Below are 19,929 nucleotides of genomic sequence, written 5' to 3' on the forward strand. Positions count from 1 at the left end.
AGAGCAGTGACAATAGGCGCCAATTGAGTATCCTTTGAGATCGCCGCAGGAGCGGCTTGTCGGTAACAAAAGAAGCCAGCCATGAGCGAAAGAACCACGTCAGCAAGCTGGGCATCAGGGATCGTCAAGGCACTTGAACTGGAAGGGCTCGATTGCCGTGCCATGTTCAAGCAACTTGGCCTGGATTTCACCGCACTGGACGATCCCGACGCACGCTTCACCCAGGACTCCATGACCCGCCTGTGGCAGTTGGCGGTCGACCTTTCCGGCAACCAGGCGATTGGCCTGAACATGGCGCGGGTGGTACGCCCGGCGTCCTTTCATGTGGTCGGCTACGCGCTGATGTCGAGCCGCACCCTGGCCGAAGGTTTCGAGCGGCTGGTGCGCTATCAGCGGATCATCGCCGAAAGCTCCGACCTGAGTTTTCGCCTTGAGCCCGACGGCTATGCGTTGATTCTGACCGTGCATGGCGATCACCTGCCACCCACCCGGCACAGTGCCGAAGCCTCGCTGGCCTGCGCCCTGGCGCTGTGCAGCTGGCTCAGCGGGCGAGTGATCCAGCCGCGTCGGGTGCTGGTCCAGGGGCCGCAGCCCAAGGACTTGGGCCCTTACAAGACCGCATTCCATGCCCCGCTGGTGTTCAGCGCGCCCTACGATGCGCTGGTGTTCGAGCGCGCTGACATGGAGGCGCCGCTGCCGACGGCCAACGAGGCCATGGCCACCTTGCACGACCGCTTTGCTGGCGAATACCTGGCGCGCTTCTCGGAAAGCCGGGTTACCCATCGTGCGCGCCAGGTGTTGTGCCGGGTTTTGCCCCAGGGCGAGCCCAAGCGCGAAACCATCGCCCAGGCCCTGCACCTGTCGCAGCGCACCTTGCAGCGGCGCTTGCAGGAAGAGGGCACGAGCTTTCAGACGCTGCTGGACGATACCCGCCGCGAGCTTGCCGAGCAGTACCTGGCGCAAGCCAACATGACCCTGCTGGAGGCTGCCTATCTTCTGGGTTTCGCCGACCCGAGCAATTTTTTCAGGGCGTTTCGCCGCTGGTTCGATGTCACCCCTGGCGAGTACCGGGCGCGCTTGAACGGGGCCGTGGTGGCCCCGGTAGAGGATCCGCCGGTCAGTGACGCCAGAACGCCGGCATACATAGCACCAGCACCGTAATGATCTCCAGGCGCCCGAGCAGCATGCCGAAGGCCAGAATCCACTTGGCCGCATCCGGCAAGGTGGCGAAGTTGCCGGCCGGGCCGATGGTTTCGCCCAGGCCCGGGCCGACGCCCGATACGGTGCTGGCGGCGCCGGTCAGGGCGGTCATCCAGTCGACACCCAGCAGCGACAGGGCCAGGGCGATGACGCAGATGGTGATGGCGAAGAAGAACGAGAAGGTCAGGATCGAACGCACGATCTCTTCATCGAGGCGGTGGCCGTTGTACTTCTGCTTGATCACCGCCCGGGGGTGAATCAGCTGGTTCAAGTTGGCCTTGAGCAGGATGTAGGCCACCTGGAAGCGGAAAATCTTGATGCCGCCAGCGGTCGAGCCCGAGCAGCCGCCGACAAAACCCAGGTAGAAGAACAGCATCAGCGAGAAATTGCCCCACAGGCTGTAGTCGCCCAGGGCGAAGCCGGTGGTGGTGACCACCGAGGTGACGTTCAGGGCCACGTGGCGCAGGGCGTCGAGCCAGTGCAGGTTGGTGGTGGCCCAGTACCAGGTGCCAAGCACCAGCCAGGTCGCCACCAGCATCGCCAACAGGCCCTGGACCTGCTGGTCCTTGATCAGCGCCTTGCGGTTGCCGCGGATGGTCGCCACGTACAGGGCGAACGGCAAGCTGCCGAGGATCATCACCACCACCGCTACCCAATGCACCGCCGGTATGTCCCACTTGGCCAGGGACTGGTCGGAGGTAGAGAAACCGCCGGTGGAAATCGCCGACATAGCGTGGTTGATCGCGTCGAAGGCGTTCATGCCCGCCAGCCAGAAGGCCAGGGCGCCGAGGGTGGTGATGCCGATGTACACCAGCACGATCGACTTGGCGACCATGTGCGAGCGTGGCATGACCTTCTCGGAACGGTCCGAGGACTCGGTCTGGAACAGGCGCATGCCGCCGATGCGCAGCAGCGGCAGGATCGCCACGGCCATGGCGATAAAGCCGATACCGCCGAGCCAGTGCAGCAGCGAGCGCCACATCAGGATACCCGGCGACATGCTGTCGAGGCCGCTGAGTACGGTGGCGCCGGTGGCGGTAATGCCGGACATGCTTTCGAAAAAGGCGTCGGTGTAGCTGATGTGCTGGGTCAGCAGGAACGGCAGGGCGGCGAAGATGCACACCACCAGCCAGCTGCTGACCGTCAGCAGGTACATGTCGCGCGGGCGCAGGTGCACGTGCTCGGGGCGGCCCTGGATGATCAGCGCCAGGCCTGCGATAAAGGTGATCATGCTGGCCCACAGGAACGACGGCAGGTCGCCCGTGCGGTCGAAGATCACCAGGGTGGCCATGGGCACGACCATGCTGATCGCCAGGGTGATCAGGAAGATGCCGATGATGAAACCAATGATCCTTAAGGTCGGCAACGCCATGTGATCTGCTCTGACTCGAAACGGAAGGGCGCCATTCTACCTATGGACCTTTTTAAGTAAACGCTAGAATAGCCCGACATTTATCCACAAGGGGTAGCCAATGGAGGCTCTCGACGCATTGCTCAACCGGGTTTCGGTTCCACGTCTGCTGGATCCGGCACCCAATACCGCACAACGCGAGGCGCTGTTTCAGGCCGCCCTGCGGGCACCGGACCACGGCCAGTTGCGGCCCTGGCGCTTCTTGACGGTCGAGGGCGAGGCGCGGGCCAAGCTTGGCGAACTGCTCGCCGAAGCGGTCAAACTCAATGGCGAGACCGGCCAGGCGGCGCTGGACAAGGCCCGGGCCATGCCGTTGCGGGCGCCGTTGCTGGTGGTTGTGGTTGCGCGGCTGCAGGATCACTTCAAGGTGCCGCAGTCCGAGCAGCGCCTGGCGGCCGGTTGCGCGGCCCACGGAATTTTGCTCGCGGCTCATGCCCAGGGTATTGGTGCGGTATGGCGTACCGGTGAGCTTTCGTACAGCAAGCATGTGGCCAAGGGATTGGGGCTGGCGGACAACGAAGAGATCATCGCCTTCCTGTACCTGGGTACTCCACAAAATGAACCGCGCACCGCGCCGGTGCTGGCGACGGCTGATTTTGTCAGTGCCTGGGAGTAGCAGCGGGGGTTAGGGCCGCATCGCGGGGCAAGTCGAGGCGTCGCACCGCCGCTCCCACAATGTAGGAGCGGGCTTGCCCCGCGAAGCTATATTGAGTCAGGCCTTGCCAGTGGCAACTCTAGCGTGGCAACAAACCCGCCCTGGGGATGATTGCCCAGGCTCAAGCTGCCGCCATGGCGCTCCGCCGCCTTGCGCGCAATGGCCAGCCCCAGGCCATGGCCAGCGGCACTCTGCCCGGGCGCCCGGTAGAACGGCTCGCCCAGTTGCGCCAGGTGCTCTGCGGCCACTCCCGGGCCATGGTCACGCACACTCAGCACAATCTTGTCGCTTTCGCGCACCCCGGTGATTTCAATCGGCTGCCCGGCCGGGTTGAAGCGCACGGCGTTGCGCAGCAGGTTATCCAGCGCCCGTTCCAGCAGCGTCGGCCAGCCTTGCAGGTTGAGCTCGGGTTCATGCTGCAGCAGGATCTCCTGCTCCGGCGCGCCCAGTTGCGCGTCTTTGTGCACGGCGGCCAGCAGGGCATCAAGGTCCACCGGTTCGGCCCGTGCCTGTTCGGCATCGACCCGGGCCAGCACCAGGATCTCACTGATCAGCGCTTCGAGGCGGTCGCATTCGCGGGTCAGGCGCGGCCACAGGGCCTGGCGCTGCTCGGGTTCGGCGCGTTCGGCCAGGGCCAGGGCGATACGCAGGCGCGCCAGCGGCGAGCGCAGTTCATGGGAAACGTCACGCAATAGCTGGCGCTGGCTGCCGATCAGGCTCTGCAGCCGCGCACCCATGCGGTTGAAGTCGTTGGCCAGTACGCCGAACTCGTCGCGGCGGTTGGCCAGGCGGGCCAGGCTGTTCTGCTGGTAAGTGGTTTGCCCCAGGTCATGCACGGCGCCGCGCAAGCGGCTCAGCGGGCGGGTGATCGACAGGGTCACCAGCAGGCTGAACAGGGTCAGCACCACCAGGGCGATGCCTAGGGCGCTCAACGGCCAGAGCAGGCTGTCGCGGTGCCAGGCATCCAGTTCCGGGTGCGGGATGCGATAGATCAGCAGGTAGGTCTCGCCGCTGTCGGGGCTGGTGTATTCCTCGGTCAGGCGGCGCCACGGCAGGCGCCGGTCGTCGTTGTGGCGGCGCGCCTCGAAGGCGGCGGCGCGGCGCGGGAAGGTGCCGGGCACGACGGCGTCGCCACTGTCGTTGAGCACTTGCACATCGATGTTGTAGCGGCGCTTGCGGTGTTCGAGGTAATGCTGGGCGTATTCCGGCCCTTGCTGTTCATAGCGCTGGGTCCAGTTCTTGGCCAGGGTATTGAGGCCCGGGTGGCGGCTGAGAATCCAGGCGTCCTGGTTCAGCATGTGCCCGAGCAGGATCGACAGCCCGGCAACCAGGGCGATGGCCAGCCAGAAACTGGCCAGGATGCGCCAGAACAATGAACGCAAAAGAGGCACCTCTAACGGAAAAAGCCCGGCCTGCTGGGGCAGGCCGGGCGGGTGGCTGACAGCTTACTGGGCCTTGTTGGCTTTTTCAGCTTTCCAGGCTTTGAACTCGGCCCATTCGGCGCGGCGTTCATCCTGCTTTTTCTTCATTTCGTCGAACTGCTTTTGCTGTTCGGGTTTGAGCAGGGCGCGAATCTCGGCCTGGGTCTTGTCCTTCTTGGCCTTGAGCTCGTCTTTCAGGGCCTTCTGGTCAGCGGCCGGGAGTTTTTCCAGGTAGCGCTGGGTGATTTCCTGACGGCTTTTCATCTGCTCGCCCATCAGCTTGCCGATCTGCTGGCGCTGTTCGCGGCTCAGGTCCAGCTGGGCGAAAGGCGCTCCACCGCGGTGGTGCTCGCCGTGGCGCGGGCCGCCGGCATCTGGCATGGCCATGGCAACGGTGGGCAGAGCAGCGGCGAACATCAGGGCGATAAGGGTCTTGCGCATGGTGACTCTCCTTTCTGAGGCCGGTCGTTACCGGATGTGCCCAGTCTAGGGAGATCAAGGTCAGCGGCGGTCAGGCAAGGGTAAAGCTTGGGTAAAGATGCCTGCGCGCCGTGCTGACATTACAGGCTGTAGTAGTAGCCGCGGCTGCGCAGGGCGACGATGCGCGGGCGGCCATCGGCGTGCGGGCCGATCTTCTTGCGCAGGTTGCTGACGTGCATGTCCAGGCTGCGGTCGTACAGGGTCAGCTTGCGGCCCAGGGCGATCTGCGCCAGTTCCTGCTTGTCCAGCGGCTCGCCGGGCTGGCGCAGCAGGGCTTCGAGGATGCGGCTCTCGGAGAGGGTCAGGGCCAGCTCTTGCTCGTCGATGCTGACCACGCCGCGGGCCGGGCTGAAGCACAGGTCGCCGATTTCCACCTGGCTCGGCGTCGCGTTGGGGTGGCTGCGGCGCAGCACGGCGCGCAGGCGGGCGGTGAGTTCACGCGGGTCGCAAGGTTTGGCCAGGTAGTCATCGGCGCCCAGCTCCAGGCCGAGAATCCGGTCCAGCGGCTCACCACGGGCCGAGAGCATCAGCACCGGCAGTTCGGCGTGTTCGCTGCGCAGCTGCTTGAGCAGCTCAAGACCGCTGCCGTCGGGCAGCATCACGTCCAGCACGACGGCGGCCGGCGCCTGTTCGGCCAGCGCTTTGCGGGCGCTGTGGCCATCGTGGCAGGCACGTACCACGAAACCTTCCTGGGTCAGCCAGCTGCCGAGCAGCTCGCAGAGTTCCTGGTCATCATCAATCAGTAACAGCTCGCTCATGACTCACTCAATTCAACCATTGCCGACGCTTTCTGTGTCCGCCACTGGCAAAGATACCGCAGAGTGCTGCAAACAGGGCAACTGCGCCACCAATCAGGAACCATTGTTGCTGCTCGGTGATGAGTTTCGGCGCGGCGCTGGCCTGCAATTCCTTGAGTGCCAGCTTCAGTTTCTGGTTTTCCTGGCGCAGACGGGTGAGCTGGGCGCTTTCACGTTCGCTGTCGGCGTTGTGCAGTTGCTGGACCAGGGTTTCGCGCAGGCGCTCGCTTTCTTTGAGGCGCTGTTGCAGCTCGGTGATCTGGCTGCCGGCACTGAGCGACAGCGGGGTGCTGGAGCCGCTGGGCTCTTCAGCCTGGGCCAATGGGGTCAGCAGCAACAGGCACAGCAGCAGGGACAACGGACCTTGACGCATCGGAACTCCTGATTCCATTGGATGGTTCAGGAGGTTGTCGGCCATCGGGCGAGAATAATGAGCATTTGCCAAGAGAAAGCTGCAAGGGGCGGTGCGCCGGCTCGGCCACCGCCCTGCGGCATTACGGCAGGACTTGCTTGAACGGCTTGACGATGACGTTGGCGTAGACGCCGGCGGCAATGTACGGGTCGGCGTCGGCCCAGGCCTGGGCGGCGCTGAGCGATTCGAATTCGGCGACGATCAGGCTGCCGGTGAACCCGGCGGCGCCCGGGTCGTTGCTGTCAACGGCCGGGTGCGGGCCGGCCAGTACCACGCGGCCTTGCTCCTTGAGCTGCTGCAGGCGTTCGATATGCGCCGGGCGCGCGGCCAGGCGTTGTTCCAGCGAGTCGGCTACGTCTGTGGCAATGATGGCGTAAAGCATGTCATTCCTCGTGCTTGGGAGTGGAAGGCGGAGTGCTCGGGTCGCTGTCGTGCAGGTGGCGGGACAGGTAGACACCCTGGGCCACCAGGAACAGCACGGTCATGCCCAGGCTGCCGAACACCTTGAAGTCGACCCAGAAGCTCTGGAAGGTGAAGGCAACGAACAGGTTGGCCGCGCCACAGAACAGGAAAAAGCCGATCCAGGCGATGTTCAGGCGCGTCCATACCGGCTCCGGCAGGGTCAGGGCGTGGCCCATGATGCGCTTGATCAGCACCCGGTCGCCGATGAAGTGGCTGCCGGTGAAGGCCAGGGCGAACAGCCAGTTGACCACCGGCGCCTTCCATTTGAGGAAGGTTTCGCTGTGGAAGGCCAGGGTCAGGCCGCCGAACACCAGGCAGGCGACCAGCGTCAGCCACTGGCCTTTCTCCAGCTTGCGTTGGCGAAGGAACAGGGCGCCGTAGACAACCAGCGAGCTGATGATCAGCATCGCCGTGGCGCTGTAGATGCCGCCCAGTTCGAAGGTGTGCCCGGCAAATTCGATGGCACGCGGTTCGAGCTTGTAGACGATGAAGAACAGGAGCAGCGGGATGAAATCGATGAATTGTTTCACAGTGGCAGCCAGAAGCAGGATGTGACGGCATAATAACAAACATCAATGACAGCGAAAGCGCCACCTATGAATGTTGATCTGCACTGCCACAGTACGGCCTCCGACGGCGCCTTGTCGCCTACGGTTCTGGTCGCCCGGGCCCATGAGCACGGCGTGCGGATGCTCTCGCTGACCGACCATGACACCCTCGAAGGCCAGCTCGAAGCCCGCGCCGCCACCCAGGCCCTGGACATGCACTGGGTCAGCGGCATCGAGCTGTCGTGCACCTGGGGCGGGGCGACCATTCACGTGCTGGGCTACAACTTCCCCCTCGACGCCGCGCCGTTGCAGGCCGCCGTCGAGTCGCTGCACCGTGGTCGCTGGTTGCGTTCGGAAGAAATCGACCGACGGTTGGCACTCAAGGGCATGAAGGGCGCGCTCGACGGCGCGCGGGCCATCCAGCAGGAACTGGGCGACAGCGGCAATGCCCCGGCGCGCCCGCATTTTGCCGAGTACCTGGTGCGCGCAGGCTATGTAAAAGACCGCGCCGAGGCGTTTCGCAAGTGGCTGGGGGCCGGCAAGCTGGGCGACGTGAAGCTGCACTGGCCAACCCTGGAGGAGACCGTCGAGACGTTGCGCCAGTCCGATGCCTGGGTCAGCCTGGCCCACCCGATGCACTACGATTTAACCCGCAGCAAGCGCCGCCGGCTGATTGCCGACTATATTCAAGCAGGCGGGCAGGCGCTGGAAGTGGTCAACGGCATGATGCCGGCCGAACAGGTAGGCACTCTGTCGATCCTGGCCCGTGAATTCGGTCTGCTGGCCAGTGCCGGCAGTGATTTCCATGGCCCTGGCACCTGGGGCGAGATCGGTGTCTACCGGCCATTGCCAGAGGACCTGCCACCACTGTGGCGCCGATTCAAACATGAGCAGCCTATCGCGGCAGTCTGAACAGGAAGAGAACGTGAGTCAGTTTTTCCAGATTCATGCGGAAAACCCGCAACCGCGCCTGATCAAACAGGCCGTCGAAATCATCCGCAAGGGCGGCGTGGTGGTTTATCCCACCGACTCCTCCTACGCCATGGGTTGCCAGATCGGCGACAAGAACGCGGTTGAACGGGTTCGTCGCCTGCGTCAGCTGGACAAGAACCACAACTTCACCCTGATCTGCTGCGACCTGTCGCAAATGGGCCTGTTCGCCAAGATCGACACCGCCACCTTTCGCTTGCTCAAGGCCCATGTACCGGGGCCGTACACCTTCATCCTCAACGCCACCCGCGAAGTGCCGCGCCTGCTGCTGCACGAAAAGCGCCGCACCATCGGCCTGCGCGTGCCGTCCAACCCGATTGCCCTGGCCCTGCTCGAAGAGCTCGGCGAGCCACTGATGAGCGTCAGCCTGATCATGCCCGGCGAAGACCAGCCGATGACCGACCCCTACGAGATTCGCCAGGCTCTGGAGCACCACGTCGACCTGATCGTCGATGGCGGCTTTGGTGACCTCAAGGCCTCGACCGTGATCAACCTGGCGGGCGATGAGCCGGAAGTGATCCGCGTCGGTTGCGGCGATCCTGCGCCGTTCATGGTCGAAGCGTGAGCCAGGCGAGCACCCCCGAAGCCAGTATCGACCCGCAAGCAGGCGCCCAGCAGGAACTGCCGCTGGTGCTGGTGTATGGCGAAGCCATGACCGAGATGCCGGTGGACCTGTACATTCCGCCGGATGCCCTGGAAGTGTTTCTGGAGGCCTTCGAAGGGCCTCTGGATTTACTGCTGTACCTGATTCGCAAGCAGAACGTCGACATCCTCGACATCCCGGTGGCGGAAATCACCCGCCAGTACATGGGGTACGTCGAACTGATGAAGACCGTGCGCCTGGAGCTGGCCGCCGAGTACCTGGTGATGGCGGCAATGCTTGCCGAGATCAAGTCACGGATGCTGCTGCCGCGTTCGGCCGAGGTCGAGGAAGAAGAGGCTGACCCGCGTGCCGAACTGATCCGCCGCCTGCAGGAGTACGAGCGCTTCAAGGCCGCCGCCGAAGGCATCGACGGCCTCAGCCGGGTTGGCCGCGAGGTCATCGTGCCGCGCCTGGACGCGCCGCAGGCCAAGGTGCGCAAGCTGTTGCCCGAGGTCAGCCTGGAAGAGCTGCTGGTGTCGATGGCCGAAGTGCTGCGCCGTGGTGATCTGTTCGAAAGCCACCAGGTCAGCCGTGAGGCGTTGTCGACCCGCGAGCGCATGAGCGAAGTGCTTGAGCGCCTCAAGGGCGGCGGCTTCGTGCCCTTCGTCGAGCTGTTCAGCGCCGAGGAGGGCAAGCTCGGGGTGGTGGTGACCTTCATGGCGATTCTCGAACTGGTCAAGGAATCCTTGATCGAACTGGTGCAAAATGAGCCCTTTGCGCCGATCCATGTCCGCGCCCGCGCCGAGTAACAACTGAGCAAGCCCATGAACCTGAACGAACCGCGCGACCTGGCGCCCCTGCTCGAGGCCTTTTTGCTGGCCTCGGGCAAACCGCAATCCCTTGAGCGCCTGTACGAATTGTTCGAGGAAGCCGAGCGCCCGGAACCTGCGGTGTTCAAGAAGGCCCTGGAGGTGCTGCGCAAGTCCTGCAATGGCCGCGCCTTCGAGCTCAAGGAGGTGGCCTCGGGTTACCGCCTGCAGATCCGCGAAGACTACGTACCCTGGGTCGGCCGGCTGTGGGAAGAGCGCCCGCAGCGCTACTCCCGGGCCCTGCTGGAGACCATGGCGCTGATCGCCTACCGCCAGCCCATCACCCGCGGCGAGATCGAGGACGTGCGCGGTGTGGCGGTCAACACCAACATCATCAAGACCCTGCTCGAGCGCGAGTGGATCCGCATCGTCGGCTACCGTGAAGTGCCGGGTAAACCGGCGATGTTCGCCACCACCAAGGCCTTTCTCGACCACTTCAACCTGAAGAACCTCGATGACCTGCCGCCGCTGGCCGAGTTGCGCGAGATGGAGCCTGAGCCCGAACCGGTACTGGAACTGGACGATGCCCCGGTACCGGCGCACCTGCAGGCGCTGGCCGATGCCAGTGCCGAGCCGCAAGAGCCCCAGGAAGAAACCAGCTTCCGCAGCCTGTTGACCGAACTGGACGCCATGGAAGAAGGGCTCAAGACCGATTTCGATGACCTGGTCGACGATACCCAGGTGGATCTGGACGACGAGCCGTTGGCAACCGAACCGCAGACGCCGCATCAGTAACCCTGGCCTTCGGGCGGATAGACCCGGCAACTTTTGCAATTTCCGCTAGTCTCAGGTGCGTTCACGCTGCGATCAGCGTATGATTCGCGACCCTTTTTGGCGCTTGTTCGCCATACCAGATTTTCGTAAATACACCGGGAGGTGCCCAGCATGAGTGAAAAAGACCTGCAAGAAACCCAGCCATTGCCACCATCAGGCGAGAAACTGCAAAAAGTTCTCGCCCGTATCGGCGTGGGCTCGCGCCGCGACGTCGAGGCCTGGATCAGCCAGGGCCGGATCAAGGTCAATGGCGTCAATGCCACCCTTGGCCAGCGCGTCGACCTGCACGATGCGATCTCGGTCGACGGCCGCGTGATCAAGCGCGAAGAAGCTGCCGAAACCGTGCGCCGGGTGATCATGTACAACAAACCCGACGGTGAGATCTGCACCCGTGACGACCCGGAAGGCCGTCCGACCGTGTTCGACCGCCTGCCACGGCCGAAAGAAGGCCGCTGGATCAACATCGGTCGCCTCGACATCAACACCACCGGCCTGCTGATGTTCACCACCGACGGTGAGCTGGCCAACCGCCTGATGCACCCGTCCTACGAAATGGACCGTGAGTATGCCGTGCGTGTGCGTGGTGAAGTCGACGAAGACATGATTGCCCGCCTCAAGGCCGGTGTCGTGCTCGAAGACGGCCCGGCGCGTTTCACCGACATCCAGGAAGCCCCTGGCGGTGAAGGCTTCAACCACTGGTACCACTGCGTGGTGATGGAAGGTCGCAACCGAGAAGTACGCCGCCTGTGGGAGTCCCAGGGCCTGGTGGTCAGCCGTCTGAAGCGCGTGCGTTTCGGCCCGGTGTTCCTCAACTCCGACCTGCCGATGGGCCGCTGGCGCGAAATGAGCCAGCAGGAAGTCGACATTCTTGCCGCCGAAGTGGGCCTGACCCCGGTGGCCATGCCGGCCCTGAACCACAAGAGCAAGGACAAGCTCGAGCGCCTGCAGCGCAAGTCCACCCGTCCGCTGGGCCGTGGCGAGCGCGTGCGCACCCTGCGTCCGGCCCAGGATGGCGCTGCAACCGGCGAGCGCCCTGCGCGCCAGCCTCGTGGTGAAGCCGAGCGTCCGGTTCGCCAGCCCCGTGGCGACGAGCGTCCAGCCCGTCAGCCGCGTGGTGAAGCGCCGCGTAAGGACAGCGGCCGTGGCAGCAGCACCGTGGCCGAGCGCCCAAGCGACATGAACAAACGCGGCAAGCCGGCGCCCAAGCGTCCGGGCAGCACCCGCAACAAACCGCGCCCGTAAGTCGGGCCGGTTAAACAAGCCAACCTTCGGGTTGGCTTTTTTTTTGCGCAAATTTCCTTGTCTTACAGACACTTCCGTAAGCCGTGGAAAGTTTTTACACCATCATGTAAATAAATCGTTACAAATGTCAGCCGGTACACGGGCCCTGGCTGGAGATTTCTATGGGTGTAAACAGAACTTGCCGAAAGCCCCGGGCCAGGGCGCTTTACCTGCCCGTCAACAGCTTGTTCGCAGGCCCCGGGAGCGGTGAGATAGGCTCCATTGCCGTGTGCAAAGCCGGGCCGGAGAGCCGGGCATTCAATAAGAACAAATGGAGGCGCCATGTACGCCGATTACCTCCCCAGGCTAGAACCCTTCCCCAGGACCGGTGCGTTTTGTCGTCAGACAGCCACGCAACGTGTTGACCCCTGCGCGTCTGTAGGGGTATACAATGCGCCGCGTTTTAACTGTGACCCCAATGCGTACCGCGCACTCTTGCTGACACCCGGCTGATTCGCCCACGGCTTATGCCCTGGACGGGCAGCAGTTGGCCAAGATCCTCAAGGTAATCACCTTGTTAATTCCGCTGCGCCACGAGCGCGGTGGGTCCGATTCCGTCACAGATAAAAACAAGCAGGTGACTTCGTTCATGAGTGGACAAAACACGCATTCAGGCGAGCTGAAACGCGGCCTGAAAAATCGCCATATCCAGTTGATCGCCCTGGGCGGTGCAATCGGTACCGGGCTGTTCCTGGGTTCGGCCGGGGTGATGAAGTCGGCGGGCCCGTCGATGATCCTCGGCTATGCGATCTGTGGCTTCATTGCCTTCATGATCATGCGCCAGCTCGGCGAGATGATCGTCGAAGAGCCGGTGGCCGGCTCCTTCAGTCACTTCGCGCACAAATACTGGGGCGGTTTTGCCGGCTTCCTGTCGGGCTGGAACTGCTGGGTGCTGTACATCCTGGTGGGCATGTCGGAGCTCACCGCCGTCGGCAAGTACGTGCACTACTGGTGGCCGGAGATCCCGACCTGGGCCTCGGCGGCTGCTTTCTTCATCCTCATCAACGCGATCAACCTGGCCAACGTCAAGGTGTTCGGCGAGGCCGAGTTCTGGTTCGCGATCATCAAGGTCCTGGCCATTGTCGGCATGATCGCCCTGGGCAGCTGGATGCTGGCCAGCGGTAGCGGCGGCCCGCAAGCTTCGGTGAGCAACCTGTGGGAACACGGCGGCTTCTTCCCCAATGGCGTCAGCGGCCTGGTCATGGCCCTGGCGATCATCATGTTCTCCTTCGGCGGCCTGGAAATGCTCGGTTTCACCGCCGCTGAAGCCGACAAGCCGAAGACTGTGATCCCTAAAGCGATCAATCAGGTGATCTACCGCATCCTGATTTTCTACATCGGTGCCCTGGTCGTGCTGCTGTCGCTGACCCCATGGGACAGCCTGGTCACCAGCCTCGATGCTGCCGGTGGAACCTACGGCGCCAGCCCGTTCGTGCAAGTGTTCTCGCTGCTGGGCAGTGATGTTGCTGCGCACATCCTCAACTTCGTGGTGCTGACCGCGGCGCTGTCGGTGTACAACAGCGGTACCTACTGCAACGCCCGTATGCTCTACGGCATGGCCGAACAGGGCGATGCCCCGGCGGGCCTGGCGAAGATCGACAAGCGCGGTGTGCCGGTGCGTTCGATCCTGGCTTCGGCAGCGGTGACCCTGGTCGCGGTGCTGCTCAACTATTTCATCCCGCAGCACGCGCTGGAGCTGCTGATGTCGCTGGTAGTGGCCGCCCTGGTGATCAACTGGGCGATGATCAGCTACTCGCACCTGAAGTTCCGCCAGCACCTGAACAAGACCGGCCAGACCCCGCTGTTCAAGGCGCTGTGGTACCCCTATGGCAACTACATCTGCCTGGCCTTCGTGGTGCTGATCCTGGGCATCATGCTGCAGATCCCGGGCATCCAGATCTCGGTCTACGCGATTCCGGTCTGGCTGCTGGTGATGGTGGTCTGCTACAGCCTGAAAACCAACCGCAGCAAAGCGGCGGCAGCGGCTACCCCGGCCTCGCTCAAGCGCTGATTCACACGGTTGAAAAAACGCCCCGGTTATCCGGGGCGTTTTCGTTTACAGGTAAATGATCTCGATCGTCGCCGAGCCGTCGAGGTGGATGTCCTGGCGGTTGTCCAGTTCGCTGGTGGCGGCGATCACCGGCATGATGTTGATTGGCGTGCTCAGGTGGCGGATGGCGATCGGGCCGTTGCTGTTGTTCTCGACATCATTGAAGCCGAGCAGGGTGGTGGTGGTCAGCGCTTTGCTGGTGCTGCCTGCGGTGTTCCAGCCGGTGCCGCGGGTCGACTGGGTGAGGTACACCGCCGGCAACTGGTCGGCGCTGATGTGCAACGGGTCGATCTGCACCTCGTACAGGCCGATTTTGTTCTCGCTGGCATCGCGGCCCAAACCGTAGAAATTCAGCGAATCGACCACCGCCGTGCCATCGCGGTTGTCCTGCATCAGCAGGGCATAGCGCGCCGGGCTGTCGCACTGGATCGACAGGTTCAGCTGGCGCGTGGGCAGGCGCGTGCGCTTGTCGCTGTTAAGGCTCTGCAGGCTGATCTTGCCGTAGTCCACCACCCCGCCCTGGGACAGCAATGGCGTGCAGGCCGCTGGCTGGATCTGCCATTGCAGAGCCAGTTCGGCAGTGCTGCCGGAGGCCGGGGCAGCGAACTGCCCGCTGCTGCGCAATGAGGTCGACTCGCGCACTTCGAAAGCCTTGGCAGACAGCTCGGCTTCGAACACCAGGGTCAGATTCAGGCTGCGGCCTTGCACGGCTTTGCCGGCCCGGACCGGGACCATGCCGCTACGCGGCTGCCAGCCCAGCGAGGCGCTGGCCGGGCCCGGCACGGCGCCGGTTTGTTCGATCCGGGCCAGGTCAACGCGTTCGCCGTCGACCACGGCATCGGCGGCACGTATTCGGTAGTGCCCGCCAGCGGCGAGTTCGAAGCGCTCGCCGTCCAGGGCATTGGCTGTATAGAACACACTCAGGTCGGTGCTTTCGCTGCAGCTCAGGGTCAATTGCGCGGTCTTCTCCGGCAGTGCCAGGCCTGGGCTGCCGGGCTGCAGGCGGCTGCGGTCGAGGGTGCCATAGTCCAGCGGCGTCGGCGTGATCTGTAATCGGCATTCATTGGCGAAGGCTGTCAGCGGCAGGCCGAAGAGCAGGAGCATTGCAAGCTGGGGTTTGTACCGGGTGTTCATGATTTGACGCATCCTCACCAAAGAGGTGTATGGAAGGACGACACAAGGTGTAGCTGCCGTCTGGCGTCATGTCGTCGCGAAGGGGGGTCAACTGCAGGTGCGTTGGGCCTGGGTGTAGTAGCTGTCGCTGCTGGCGCCGGTATCCGGGTCGAGGGTGACGCGGCATTCGCGGGCCTGGTGGTCGCTGATGATCAGGTGGCCGATGGCGGCGCTGTTGTCGATGAACACCAGCCCGCCCGGTTGCACCAGGTTGATGAAGCGCCCACGGTCGTCGAACACCGACGCGCCGCTGGGCAATGGCTGGCCGCTGCTGTCAGCAGGGTCAGCAGCAGCCGACGGACACTCCAGGCGCGGAAACTCAGGCGCGGCACCGCGCCGCGAGTGGCGCGCAGCACGCCGGCCCCCTGGTCGACGTTGATGTGGGTCGGCAGGCTCTGGGTGTCGACCTCGACCGGGCTTTTGCCATAGGCGGTGAGCGAGGCCACCACCGCGTTGCCGGCATGATCGGTCCACACCGGGCCGCTCGGGGTGCTGGCCTTGACTCCGGGGGTGTCGGTGACCGAGAGGATCGCGAAGGTATCGCGGATCGGGTAGGGCGAGGGGGTGATCCCGGCGCCATGCACGGCTATGCCCCCGCGCAGGCCGAGGTTGTAGTTGCTGTTGTCGCCGTCGCCGCTGTAGTTCAGGTCCAGCTGGGTGTAGCGCGGTAACGCCGAAAGACCGGCGCTGGCCAGGGTGCTGGAATCGCCGGAACGATGTTCTGCGCCCAGGCGATAGCCAAGGCTGTCACTGACCTGCTCGTTGTAAGCCACGGTGCTGGTGGTACTGCTGTCGTTATGGCGCACGCTGCTGCGCAGACGCCGACGACCATCCAGGGGGATGCTGGCGCTGAAATACACGGCGTCGTCGTTGTAGCCGTCGCTGCTGCCCAGGGCTTTTTCCACCGTCGCCGAGAATGTGACGCCGCCGTAGCTGTTGCCCCAGGACAAAAACAGCCGTTGCGTGCTGTCGTGCTCGTAGTAGGTGCTTTGCGTGTACCCCAGGTTGAGGCTGCCCAGGGCGCGGCTGGCCCAGCGCAGGCTGGTGCTGAACTGGTCGCGGTAGCTGGAGGCGAACTGATCATTGTTGCGGTAGGTGCTGTCGAGCAGTTCGCGGTAGCCGCGGCTGCGGTGGTTGGCGGCCACCAGGCTGCTCCATTGCTCGTGCATTTGCCAGTTGAGCTGGCCGCCCAGTTGCGCGCCCTGCTGGTCGAGGCGACTGGCTTGCGTGCCGATGGCAAACACCTCGGTGCTGAGCTGCGGCGTGAGCGCGGTGCCGAGGCTGGCGCCAAGGCTGCGATAGCCCTGGGTGAGGATCAGGCCGCTGCTGATGACCGAGGTATTGCCCAGCGCGCCGCTTTGGCCCAGGCTCACCACCGCCGGGTCGTCGCTGCCATGGCCATGGCTGCGCACCACGCCGGCGCCGATGCTGTAGCCGCTTTGCGGGCGGGCGCTGGCGGCGAGGCTGGCCGGTACGCGAAAGCGCCGTTGCTCGCCATTGGTTTCGATCACCGTCACTTCCAGGTCGGAACGCGAAGTGATGCGCGGGATGTTGGTGAGGGTGAAGGGCCCGGGCTGTACCACAGTGCTGTACAGCAAGGCGCCGTTCTGATGCACCTCGACCCGCGCCTGGCTGTTGGCGATGCCCTGCACGCTGGCGTTGTCCAGCTGCGACAGCAGGCCATACTCCGGCGTGAGTTGCGCGCCAATGATCTGCGCGCCGTTGAGCACCGGGTTGACCAGGCTGATCTCGCCGGCCTGGAACAGGCTGCGGTGCTGGGCGAAGCTGCGTTGCACATAGGTGTCGAGCATTTCGCTGCGCATCTTGCCATCGAAGCGGCTGTGCACCTGGCGGCTGCGCAGGATCCAGTTGTCCAGGTTCAGGCCCAGCTCGGTATTGGCTGCGGCATAACGGCTGGACTGGCCGTCGTAGCGGTTGAACGAGCTGAAGATGTCGTAGTTCAACAGCCCGGCAATGCCGCCCTGGCTGTAGTCGTCGGACAATTTTCGCTCGTCCAGCAGCGCCTGGTCCGGTACGAACAGTCGCACCTGGTGCTGACCGGGCTGCAGTTCGACCTGAGCCTGGGGGAAGGCCGTGCCCAGGGCCAGGCAGTCGGGATCGGCAGGCTGCTCCTGGGCATCCAGGGTGGTGGACCACTCGGCGGGTTGGCGCAGCCCGGCGAAGGCCAGCAAGGGATTATCGACGCACAGGCTGCCATCCTCGCCGAAGCGCGCCTGGGTAGTGCCCTTGTCGCGGCCGTTGACGCTCAAGCTGATCTGCTGACGCCCTGGCGGGAAGCGGGTTTGCCGGCCAAACAGGGCGGCAAGCTTGGGGTCGATACCGCGCTGGCGCAGGACCTCCTGGTCGAACACGCTGTGCCCGGGCGCGGTGGCTTCATTGGCGGCTCGTGCCGGCTTGAAGGTCTCAAGTCCCAGCAGGGTCAGGCACAGGCCCAATATCAGTTGCTCGCGTGGCCGCGGTTTGCCAATGGCATTGACGATGGCTTTCACAGGATGCGCGCCTCGTATGGATCGACCGCAAAGCCATAGACCGTGGCCGGCTGAAAGCGCACGGTGTTGGCCGCGGCGGCGGCATCAGGCAAGTCGAGGGTGATGCTTTCATTGGCCAGCAGGTAGGTGCGGCCAAGGTCCAGGGCGTGCTGGCCGGGCAACAGTTTCAGCTCCTGGGCCAGGCGCACCACGTAGGGGGTGTTGTTCTCCACCCGCAGTTGCTTGCCGTCGATGCGCCAGGTCAGGCCTTTCCACGGTTCGCTGTTACGCGCAAGGCCCTTGGGATGGAGGATCACCGGCAGGTTCTGGCGCACGCCGAAGTTGACCCGCATGGCCCCGGGATCGCCCGGTGCGGTTTCGCGGATACCTTCGAAGATCACCCGACGCAGGCGTTGGGTCTGCAGCGGTTCATTGCCGACGTAGTGGAAGATCACCTGTTGTTCTTTGCCGGCTTCGACCCGCGCCACCGTGGGCTGGACCACCAGCAGGTTGTCGGTGTCTTCGCTCGGGTTTTCGATAAATACCGCCAGCAGGGCGGCATGCGGGTCAGTATTGGTGACCACGAAGTCGCTGCCGTTGGCGCGGGCTTCCTCAACGATCACCACCGAGGTTCTGGGCACCATACCGTCGGCGTGTGCCTGCATCAGGGGTAGGGTGCAGATGAGAATTGCAGGCAGCAGGCCGCCGGCAAAGGATTTGCACGCAATAGTCATGGTTGTAAGGTTCTTGTGCGGCGTCGGGCGCAGCTCCCCTCAAGCTGCATCCGGCAGCCTCATGGTGGGGGAGTGCGCCGGCCGTGGGTCATGGCCGGGGTGCGAGGGGTCCCTGTTCGCGCCCCTTGGGGGCAGCGGTCAGAGGTAGACGACTTCGATGGTCGCGCTGCCGTCGAGCTCCATGGCGCCGTTCAGGGTCAGGTCTTTGTAGATATTGCCTACAACATCCATGGTGAGGTTGACGCTGGTAGCTGGAATGGGGCCCAGATTCGAAGTGGTGGAAAAACCGGTTAGAAAATCAGGCGCTCGCCCAGCGTCCTGAAGCACGCCGTCGAAGACGGCATCCCAGGAGTTACCGCCATCGTTGGAGGCCAGGGTCATGCCTTGTTGGCCGTCAACAACAATGCTTTCGTACGTCCAGCGCATCCCGTAATAGCCGATCGCCTGATCCTGATGTTTGCCCAGTCCGAAGAGCCACGGATTGGTTCCGCTACTATCGCGCCGATTGTCGTTGGCAATCAGGGCAAAGGTTGCCGGTGCGCTGCATTCGATGGAGAAGTTCAGGGATTTGGCTGGCAGGCTGTAACCAATCGAGGTTTCTTCAAGCTCGGTCAGGGCCAGCGAGCCATATTCAACCAGGCCACCGTTGCTCAAGGTTGGTGTGCAGGCGGCGGGGGTGATGGTGCCGGTTACAGTCAGGTCGGTCGTGGCGGCCATGGCGTTGGCAGTGGCCAGGGTGATCAGCACAGCAAGGGACAGTACGGACTTTTTCACAGCGGTTTTCCTTTTAAGTGTTGGTGTTGGGTGTTGCGATATGACCCGTTTCGCGAGCGCAGTCGTCCATTCCCTGTCGGACTTGCCAGGGAAAGGCGTCGGGCGTTCGGCGGGTTCTAGTAATTGCTTGTTACGCGTGGGCGTTCTGTTACCCGCTAGAGGTACTGCAACTCGATGGTCATGTGCCCATCGAGCAGTGCCTCATCGACGTGGGTCATGTCATTGCGCAGCCAGCCGGCGACATCCAGGCGCAGGTTGAGGACCTCGGCTGCGCTGGGGCTGGTCTGCCCGCGCAGGGCAAAGCCCAGGCGTGACTCGGGCTTGTCGCCCAGGTGCTCGAAGCCGCTGCCCGGGACTTTTACCCAGGTGCTGCCACTGTCTTCGGAGTACAGGGTGTCGGCCGGCAGGTTGTCGAGGGTCGCGCCGTTGTCGGGCCAGGTCGCGCTGTAGAAGCCGATGGCCTCACCGCCGCTGGTAGTGCCCAGGCCAAACGCCTTGGGCAGGGGGATCGAGCTGCTGTCGCGACGGTTGCCGGTGGCTACCAGGGCAATGCGGGTGGCACGGTCACAGATGACGCTGAAGGTCAGGCTGCGCGGCGCCAGGACCGAGTGGTCGGGGATGCCGGGCTGCGGAGTGAGATCGGGCATGCTGATGTTGCCGAAGTCGACTTGACCATTACTAGAGAGCGACGGCGTGCAAGCGGCGGGAGTGATGGTGCCGCTGATGTTGACGTCAGTGCTGCTGGCATGGGCGCCAGCACTGACAAAGGTCAGCAGTGCGGTCAGGGTGCACAAAGGCTTGGTGTTCATTATTCGGTCCTTTGAAA

The 19,929-nt window shown here is 63.8% G+C and carries 20 protein-coding genes and 1 pseudogene; 8 read left to right on the plus strand and 13 right to left on the minus strand.

Annotated elements, in window-relative coordinates:
- The first annotated feature begins 81 nt into the window (after positions 1-81).
- Positions 82-1,161, plus strand: coding sequence for an AraC family transcriptional regulator (locus LOY37_RS07340; protein ID WP_045200099.1), 1,080 nt, complete (start codon positions 82-84; stop codon positions 1,159-1,161).
- Here LOY37_RS07340 and LOY37_RS07345 read toward each other — a convergent pair.
- Positions 1,118-2,572, minus strand: coding sequence for a TrkH family potassium uptake protein (locus tag LOY37_RS07345; protein ID WP_045200101.1), 1,455 nt, complete (start codon positions 2,570-2,572; stop codon positions 1,118-1,120). The two genes, LOY37_RS07340 and LOY37_RS07345, sit on opposite strands and share 44 nt — an antisense overlap.
- 100 nt (positions 2,573-2,672) lie before the next feature.
- Here LOY37_RS07345 and LOY37_RS07350 point away from each other — a divergent pair, with 100 nt between their 5' ends.
- A complete protein-coding gene (locus tag LOY37_RS07350) occupies positions 2,673-3,227 on the plus strand; it encodes a nitroreductase family protein (protein ID WP_213602085.1) in 555 nt (184 codons plus the stop codon).
- Positions 3,228-3,313: 86 nt separating this feature from the next.
- Here the strand turns inward: LOY37_RS07350 and LOY37_RS07355 are convergent, their stop codons facing one another.
- The 6 genes from LOY37_RS07355 to LOY37_RS07380 all read right to left on the minus strand — a co-directional run bounded on the left by LOY37_RS07355 (position 3,314) and on the right by LOY37_RS07380 (position 7,368).
- Positions 3,314-4,648, minus strand: a complete 1,335-nt coding sequence (locus LOY37_RS07355; protein WP_258716563.1) for a HAMP domain-containing sensor histidine kinase — start codon at positions 4,646-4,648, stop codon at positions 3,314-3,316.
- 63 nt (positions 4,649-4,711) lie between these two features.
- Positions 4,712-5,128 carry a Spy/CpxP family protein refolding chaperone gene (locus tag LOY37_RS07360; protein ID WP_045200107.1) on the minus strand — a complete coding sequence of 139 codons (417 nt, stop codon included), beginning with the start codon at positions 5,126-5,128 and terminating at the stop codon, positions 4,712-4,714.
- Positions 5,129-5,247: 119 nt separating this feature from the next.
- Positions 5,248-5,925: a response regulator transcription factor gene (locus LOY37_RS07365; RefSeq protein WP_045200109.1), complete on the minus strand. Its 678-nt coding sequence runs from the start codon at positions 5,923-5,925 to the stop codon at positions 5,248-5,250.
- 7 nt (positions 5,926-5,932) lie between these two features.
- Positions 5,933-6,337 (minus strand): translation initiation factor 2, encoded by a 405-nt coding sequence (locus LOY37_RS07370; protein ID WP_045200111.1) that lies wholly within the window; start codon positions 6,335-6,337, stop codon positions 5,933-5,935.
- A 121-nt stretch (positions 6,338-6,458) separates the two neighbouring features.
- Positions 6,459-6,758 carry a YciI family protein gene (locus LOY37_RS07375; protein ID WP_258716564.1) on the minus strand — a complete coding sequence of 100 codons (300 nt, stop codon included), beginning with the start codon at positions 6,756-6,758 and terminating at the stop codon, positions 6,459-6,461.
- Between the two features lies 1 nt (position 6,759).
- Positions 6,760-7,368 carry a septation protein A gene (locus LOY37_RS07380; RefSeq protein ID WP_258716565.1) on the minus strand — a complete coding sequence of 203 codons (609 nt, stop codon included), beginning with the start codon at positions 7,366-7,368 and terminating at the stop codon, positions 6,760-6,762.
- A gap of 66 nt (positions 7,369-7,434) precedes the next feature.
- Between LOY37_RS07380 and LOY37_RS07385 the strand changes: the two genes are divergently transcribed.
- The 6 genes and pseudogenes from LOY37_RS07385 to LOY37_RS07410 all read left to right on the plus strand — a co-directional run bounded on the left by LOY37_RS07385 (position 7,435) and on the right by LOY37_RS07410 (position 13,894).
- Positions 7,435-8,298 (plus strand): PHP domain-containing protein, encoded by an 864-nt coding sequence (locus tag LOY37_RS07385; protein WP_045200118.1) that lies wholly within the window; start codon positions 7,435-7,437, stop codon positions 8,296-8,298.
- A gap of 13 nt (positions 8,299-8,311) precedes the next feature.
- Complete coding sequence (locus LOY37_RS07390; protein ID WP_045200120.1) at positions 8,312-8,941, plus strand: L-threonylcarbamoyladenylate synthase; 630 nt, start codon at positions 8,312-8,314, stop codon at positions 8,939-8,941.
- 128 nt (positions 8,942-9,069) lie between these two features.
- Positions 9,070-9,768: a ScpA family protein gene (locus LOY37_RS07395; protein ID WP_177329175.1), complete on the plus strand. Its 699-nt coding sequence runs from the start codon at positions 9,070-9,072 to the stop codon at positions 9,766-9,768.
- Positions 9,769-9,783: 15 nt separating this feature from the next.
- Positions 9,784-10,542, plus strand: a pseudogene (scpB, locus tag LOY37_RS07400) (SMC-Scp complex subunit ScpB); the annotation flags it as partial.
- A gap of 171 nt (positions 10,543-10,713) precedes the next feature.
- On the plus strand, positions 10,714-11,844 hold the full coding sequence (gene rluB / locus LOY37_RS07405) for a 23S rRNA pseudouridine(2605) synthase RluB (RefSeq protein ID WP_045200126.1): 1,131 nt from the start codon (positions 10,714-10,716) through the stop codon (positions 11,842-11,844).
- A 628-nt stretch (positions 11,845-12,472) separates the two neighbouring features.
- Positions 12,473-13,894 carry an amino acid permease gene (locus LOY37_RS07410; RefSeq protein WP_045200547.1) on the plus strand — a complete coding sequence of 474 codons (1,422 nt, stop codon included), beginning with the start codon at positions 12,473-12,475 and terminating at the stop codon, positions 13,892-13,894.
- Between the two features lie 45 nt (positions 13,895-13,939).
- Here LOY37_RS07410 and LOY37_RS07415 read toward each other — a convergent pair whose 3' ends face one another.
- The 6 genes from LOY37_RS07415 to LOY37_RS07440 all read right to left on the minus strand — a co-directional run bounded on the left by LOY37_RS07415 (position 13,940) and on the right by LOY37_RS07440 (position 19,912).
- Positions 13,940-15,067 carry a DUF1120 domain-containing protein gene (locus LOY37_RS07415; protein WP_258716567.1) on the minus strand — a complete coding sequence of 376 codons (1,128 nt, stop codon included), beginning with the start codon at positions 15,065-15,067 and terminating at the stop codon, positions 13,940-13,942.
- A gap of 87 nt (positions 15,068-15,154) precedes the next feature.
- Entirely contained in the window at positions 15,155-15,346 is a 192-nt protein-coding gene (locus LOY37_RS07420) for a hypothetical protein (protein ID WP_258716568.1), read from the minus strand.
- Positions 15,259-17,616, minus strand: a complete 2,358-nt coding sequence (locus tag LOY37_RS07425) for a fimbria/pilus outer membrane usher protein (protein ID WP_258716569.1) — start codon at positions 17,614-17,616, stop codon at positions 15,259-15,261. Before LOY37_RS07425 ends, LOY37_RS07420 begins: the two co-directional genes overlap by 88 nt.
- Entirely contained in the window at positions 17,613-18,329 is a 717-nt protein-coding gene (locus tag LOY37_RS07430) for a fimbria/pilus chaperone family protein (protein ID WP_258716570.1), read from the minus strand. The genes LOY37_RS07425 and LOY37_RS07430 overlap by 4 nt, the downstream gene beginning before the upstream one ends.
- Positions 18,330-18,467: 138 nt before the next feature.
- Positions 18,468-19,103 carry a DUF1120 domain-containing protein gene (locus LOY37_RS07435; RefSeq protein WP_258716571.1) on the minus strand — a complete coding sequence of 212 codons (636 nt, stop codon included), beginning with the start codon at positions 19,101-19,103 and terminating at the stop codon, positions 18,468-18,470.
- A gap of 155 nt (positions 19,104-19,258) precedes the next feature.
- A complete protein-coding gene (locus LOY37_RS07440; RefSeq protein ID WP_258716572.1) occupies positions 19,259-19,912 on the minus strand; it encodes a DUF1120 domain-containing protein in 654 nt (217 codons plus the stop codon).
- Positions 19,913-19,929: the final 17 nt, after the last annotated feature.

Source organism: Pseudomonas sp. B21-012, from assembly GCF_024749305.1.
Lineage (GTDB): Bacteria > Pseudomonadota > Gammaproteobacteria > Pseudomonadales > Pseudomonadaceae > Aquipseudomonas.

Bases quoted from the DNA above. Each gene is read 5' to 3' on its own strand.
- LOY37_RS07340 (WP_045200099.1), top strand. From the start codon at position 82: ATGAGCGAAAGAACCACGTCAGCAAGCTGGGCATCAGGGATCGTCAAG.
- LOY37_RS07345 (WP_045200101.1), bottom strand. From the start codon at position 2,572: ATGGCGTTGCCGACCTTAAGGATCATTGGTTTCATCATCGGCATCTTC.
- LOY37_RS07350 (WP_213602085.1), top strand. From the start codon at position 2,673: ATGGAGGCTCTCGACGCATTGCTCAACCGGGTTTCGGTTCCACGTCTG.
- LOY37_RS07360 (WP_045200107.1), bottom strand. From the start codon at position 5,128: ATGCGCAAGACCCTTATCGCCCTGATGTTCGCCGCTGCTCTGCCCACC.
- LOY37_RS07365 (WP_045200109.1), bottom strand. From the start codon at position 5,925: ATGAGCGAGCTGTTACTGATTGATGATGACCAGGAACTCTGCGAGCTG.
- LOY37_RS07370 (WP_045200111.1), bottom strand. From the start codon at position 6,337: ATGCGTCAAGGTCCGTTGTCCCTGCTGCTGTGCCTGTTGCTGCTGACC.
- LOY37_RS07375 (WP_258716564.1), bottom strand. From the start codon at position 6,758: ATGCTTTACGCCATCATTGCCACAGACGTAGCCGACTCGCTGGAACAA.
- LOY37_RS07385 (WP_045200118.1), top strand. From the start codon at position 7,435: ATGAATGTTGATCTGCACTGCCACAGTACGGCCTCCGACGGCGCCTTG.
- rluB (WP_045200126.1), top strand. From the start codon at position 10,714: ATGAGTGAAAAAGACCTGCAAGAAACCCAGCCATTGCCACCATCAGGC.
- LOY37_RS07410 (WP_045200547.1), top strand. From the start codon at position 12,473: ATGAGTGGACAAAACACGCATTCAGGCGAGCTGAAACGCGGCCTGAAA.
- LOY37_RS07415 (WP_258716567.1), bottom strand. From the start codon at position 15,067: ATGAACACCCGGTACAAACCCCAGCTTGCAATGCTCCTGCTCTTCGGC.
- LOY37_RS07430 (WP_258716570.1), bottom strand. From the start codon at position 18,329: ATGACTATTGCGTGCAAATCCTTTGCCGGCGGCCTGCTGCCTGCAATT.
- LOY37_RS07440 (WP_258716572.1), bottom strand. From the start codon at position 19,912: ATGAACACCAAGCCTTTGTGCACCCTGACCGCACTGCTGACCTTTGTC.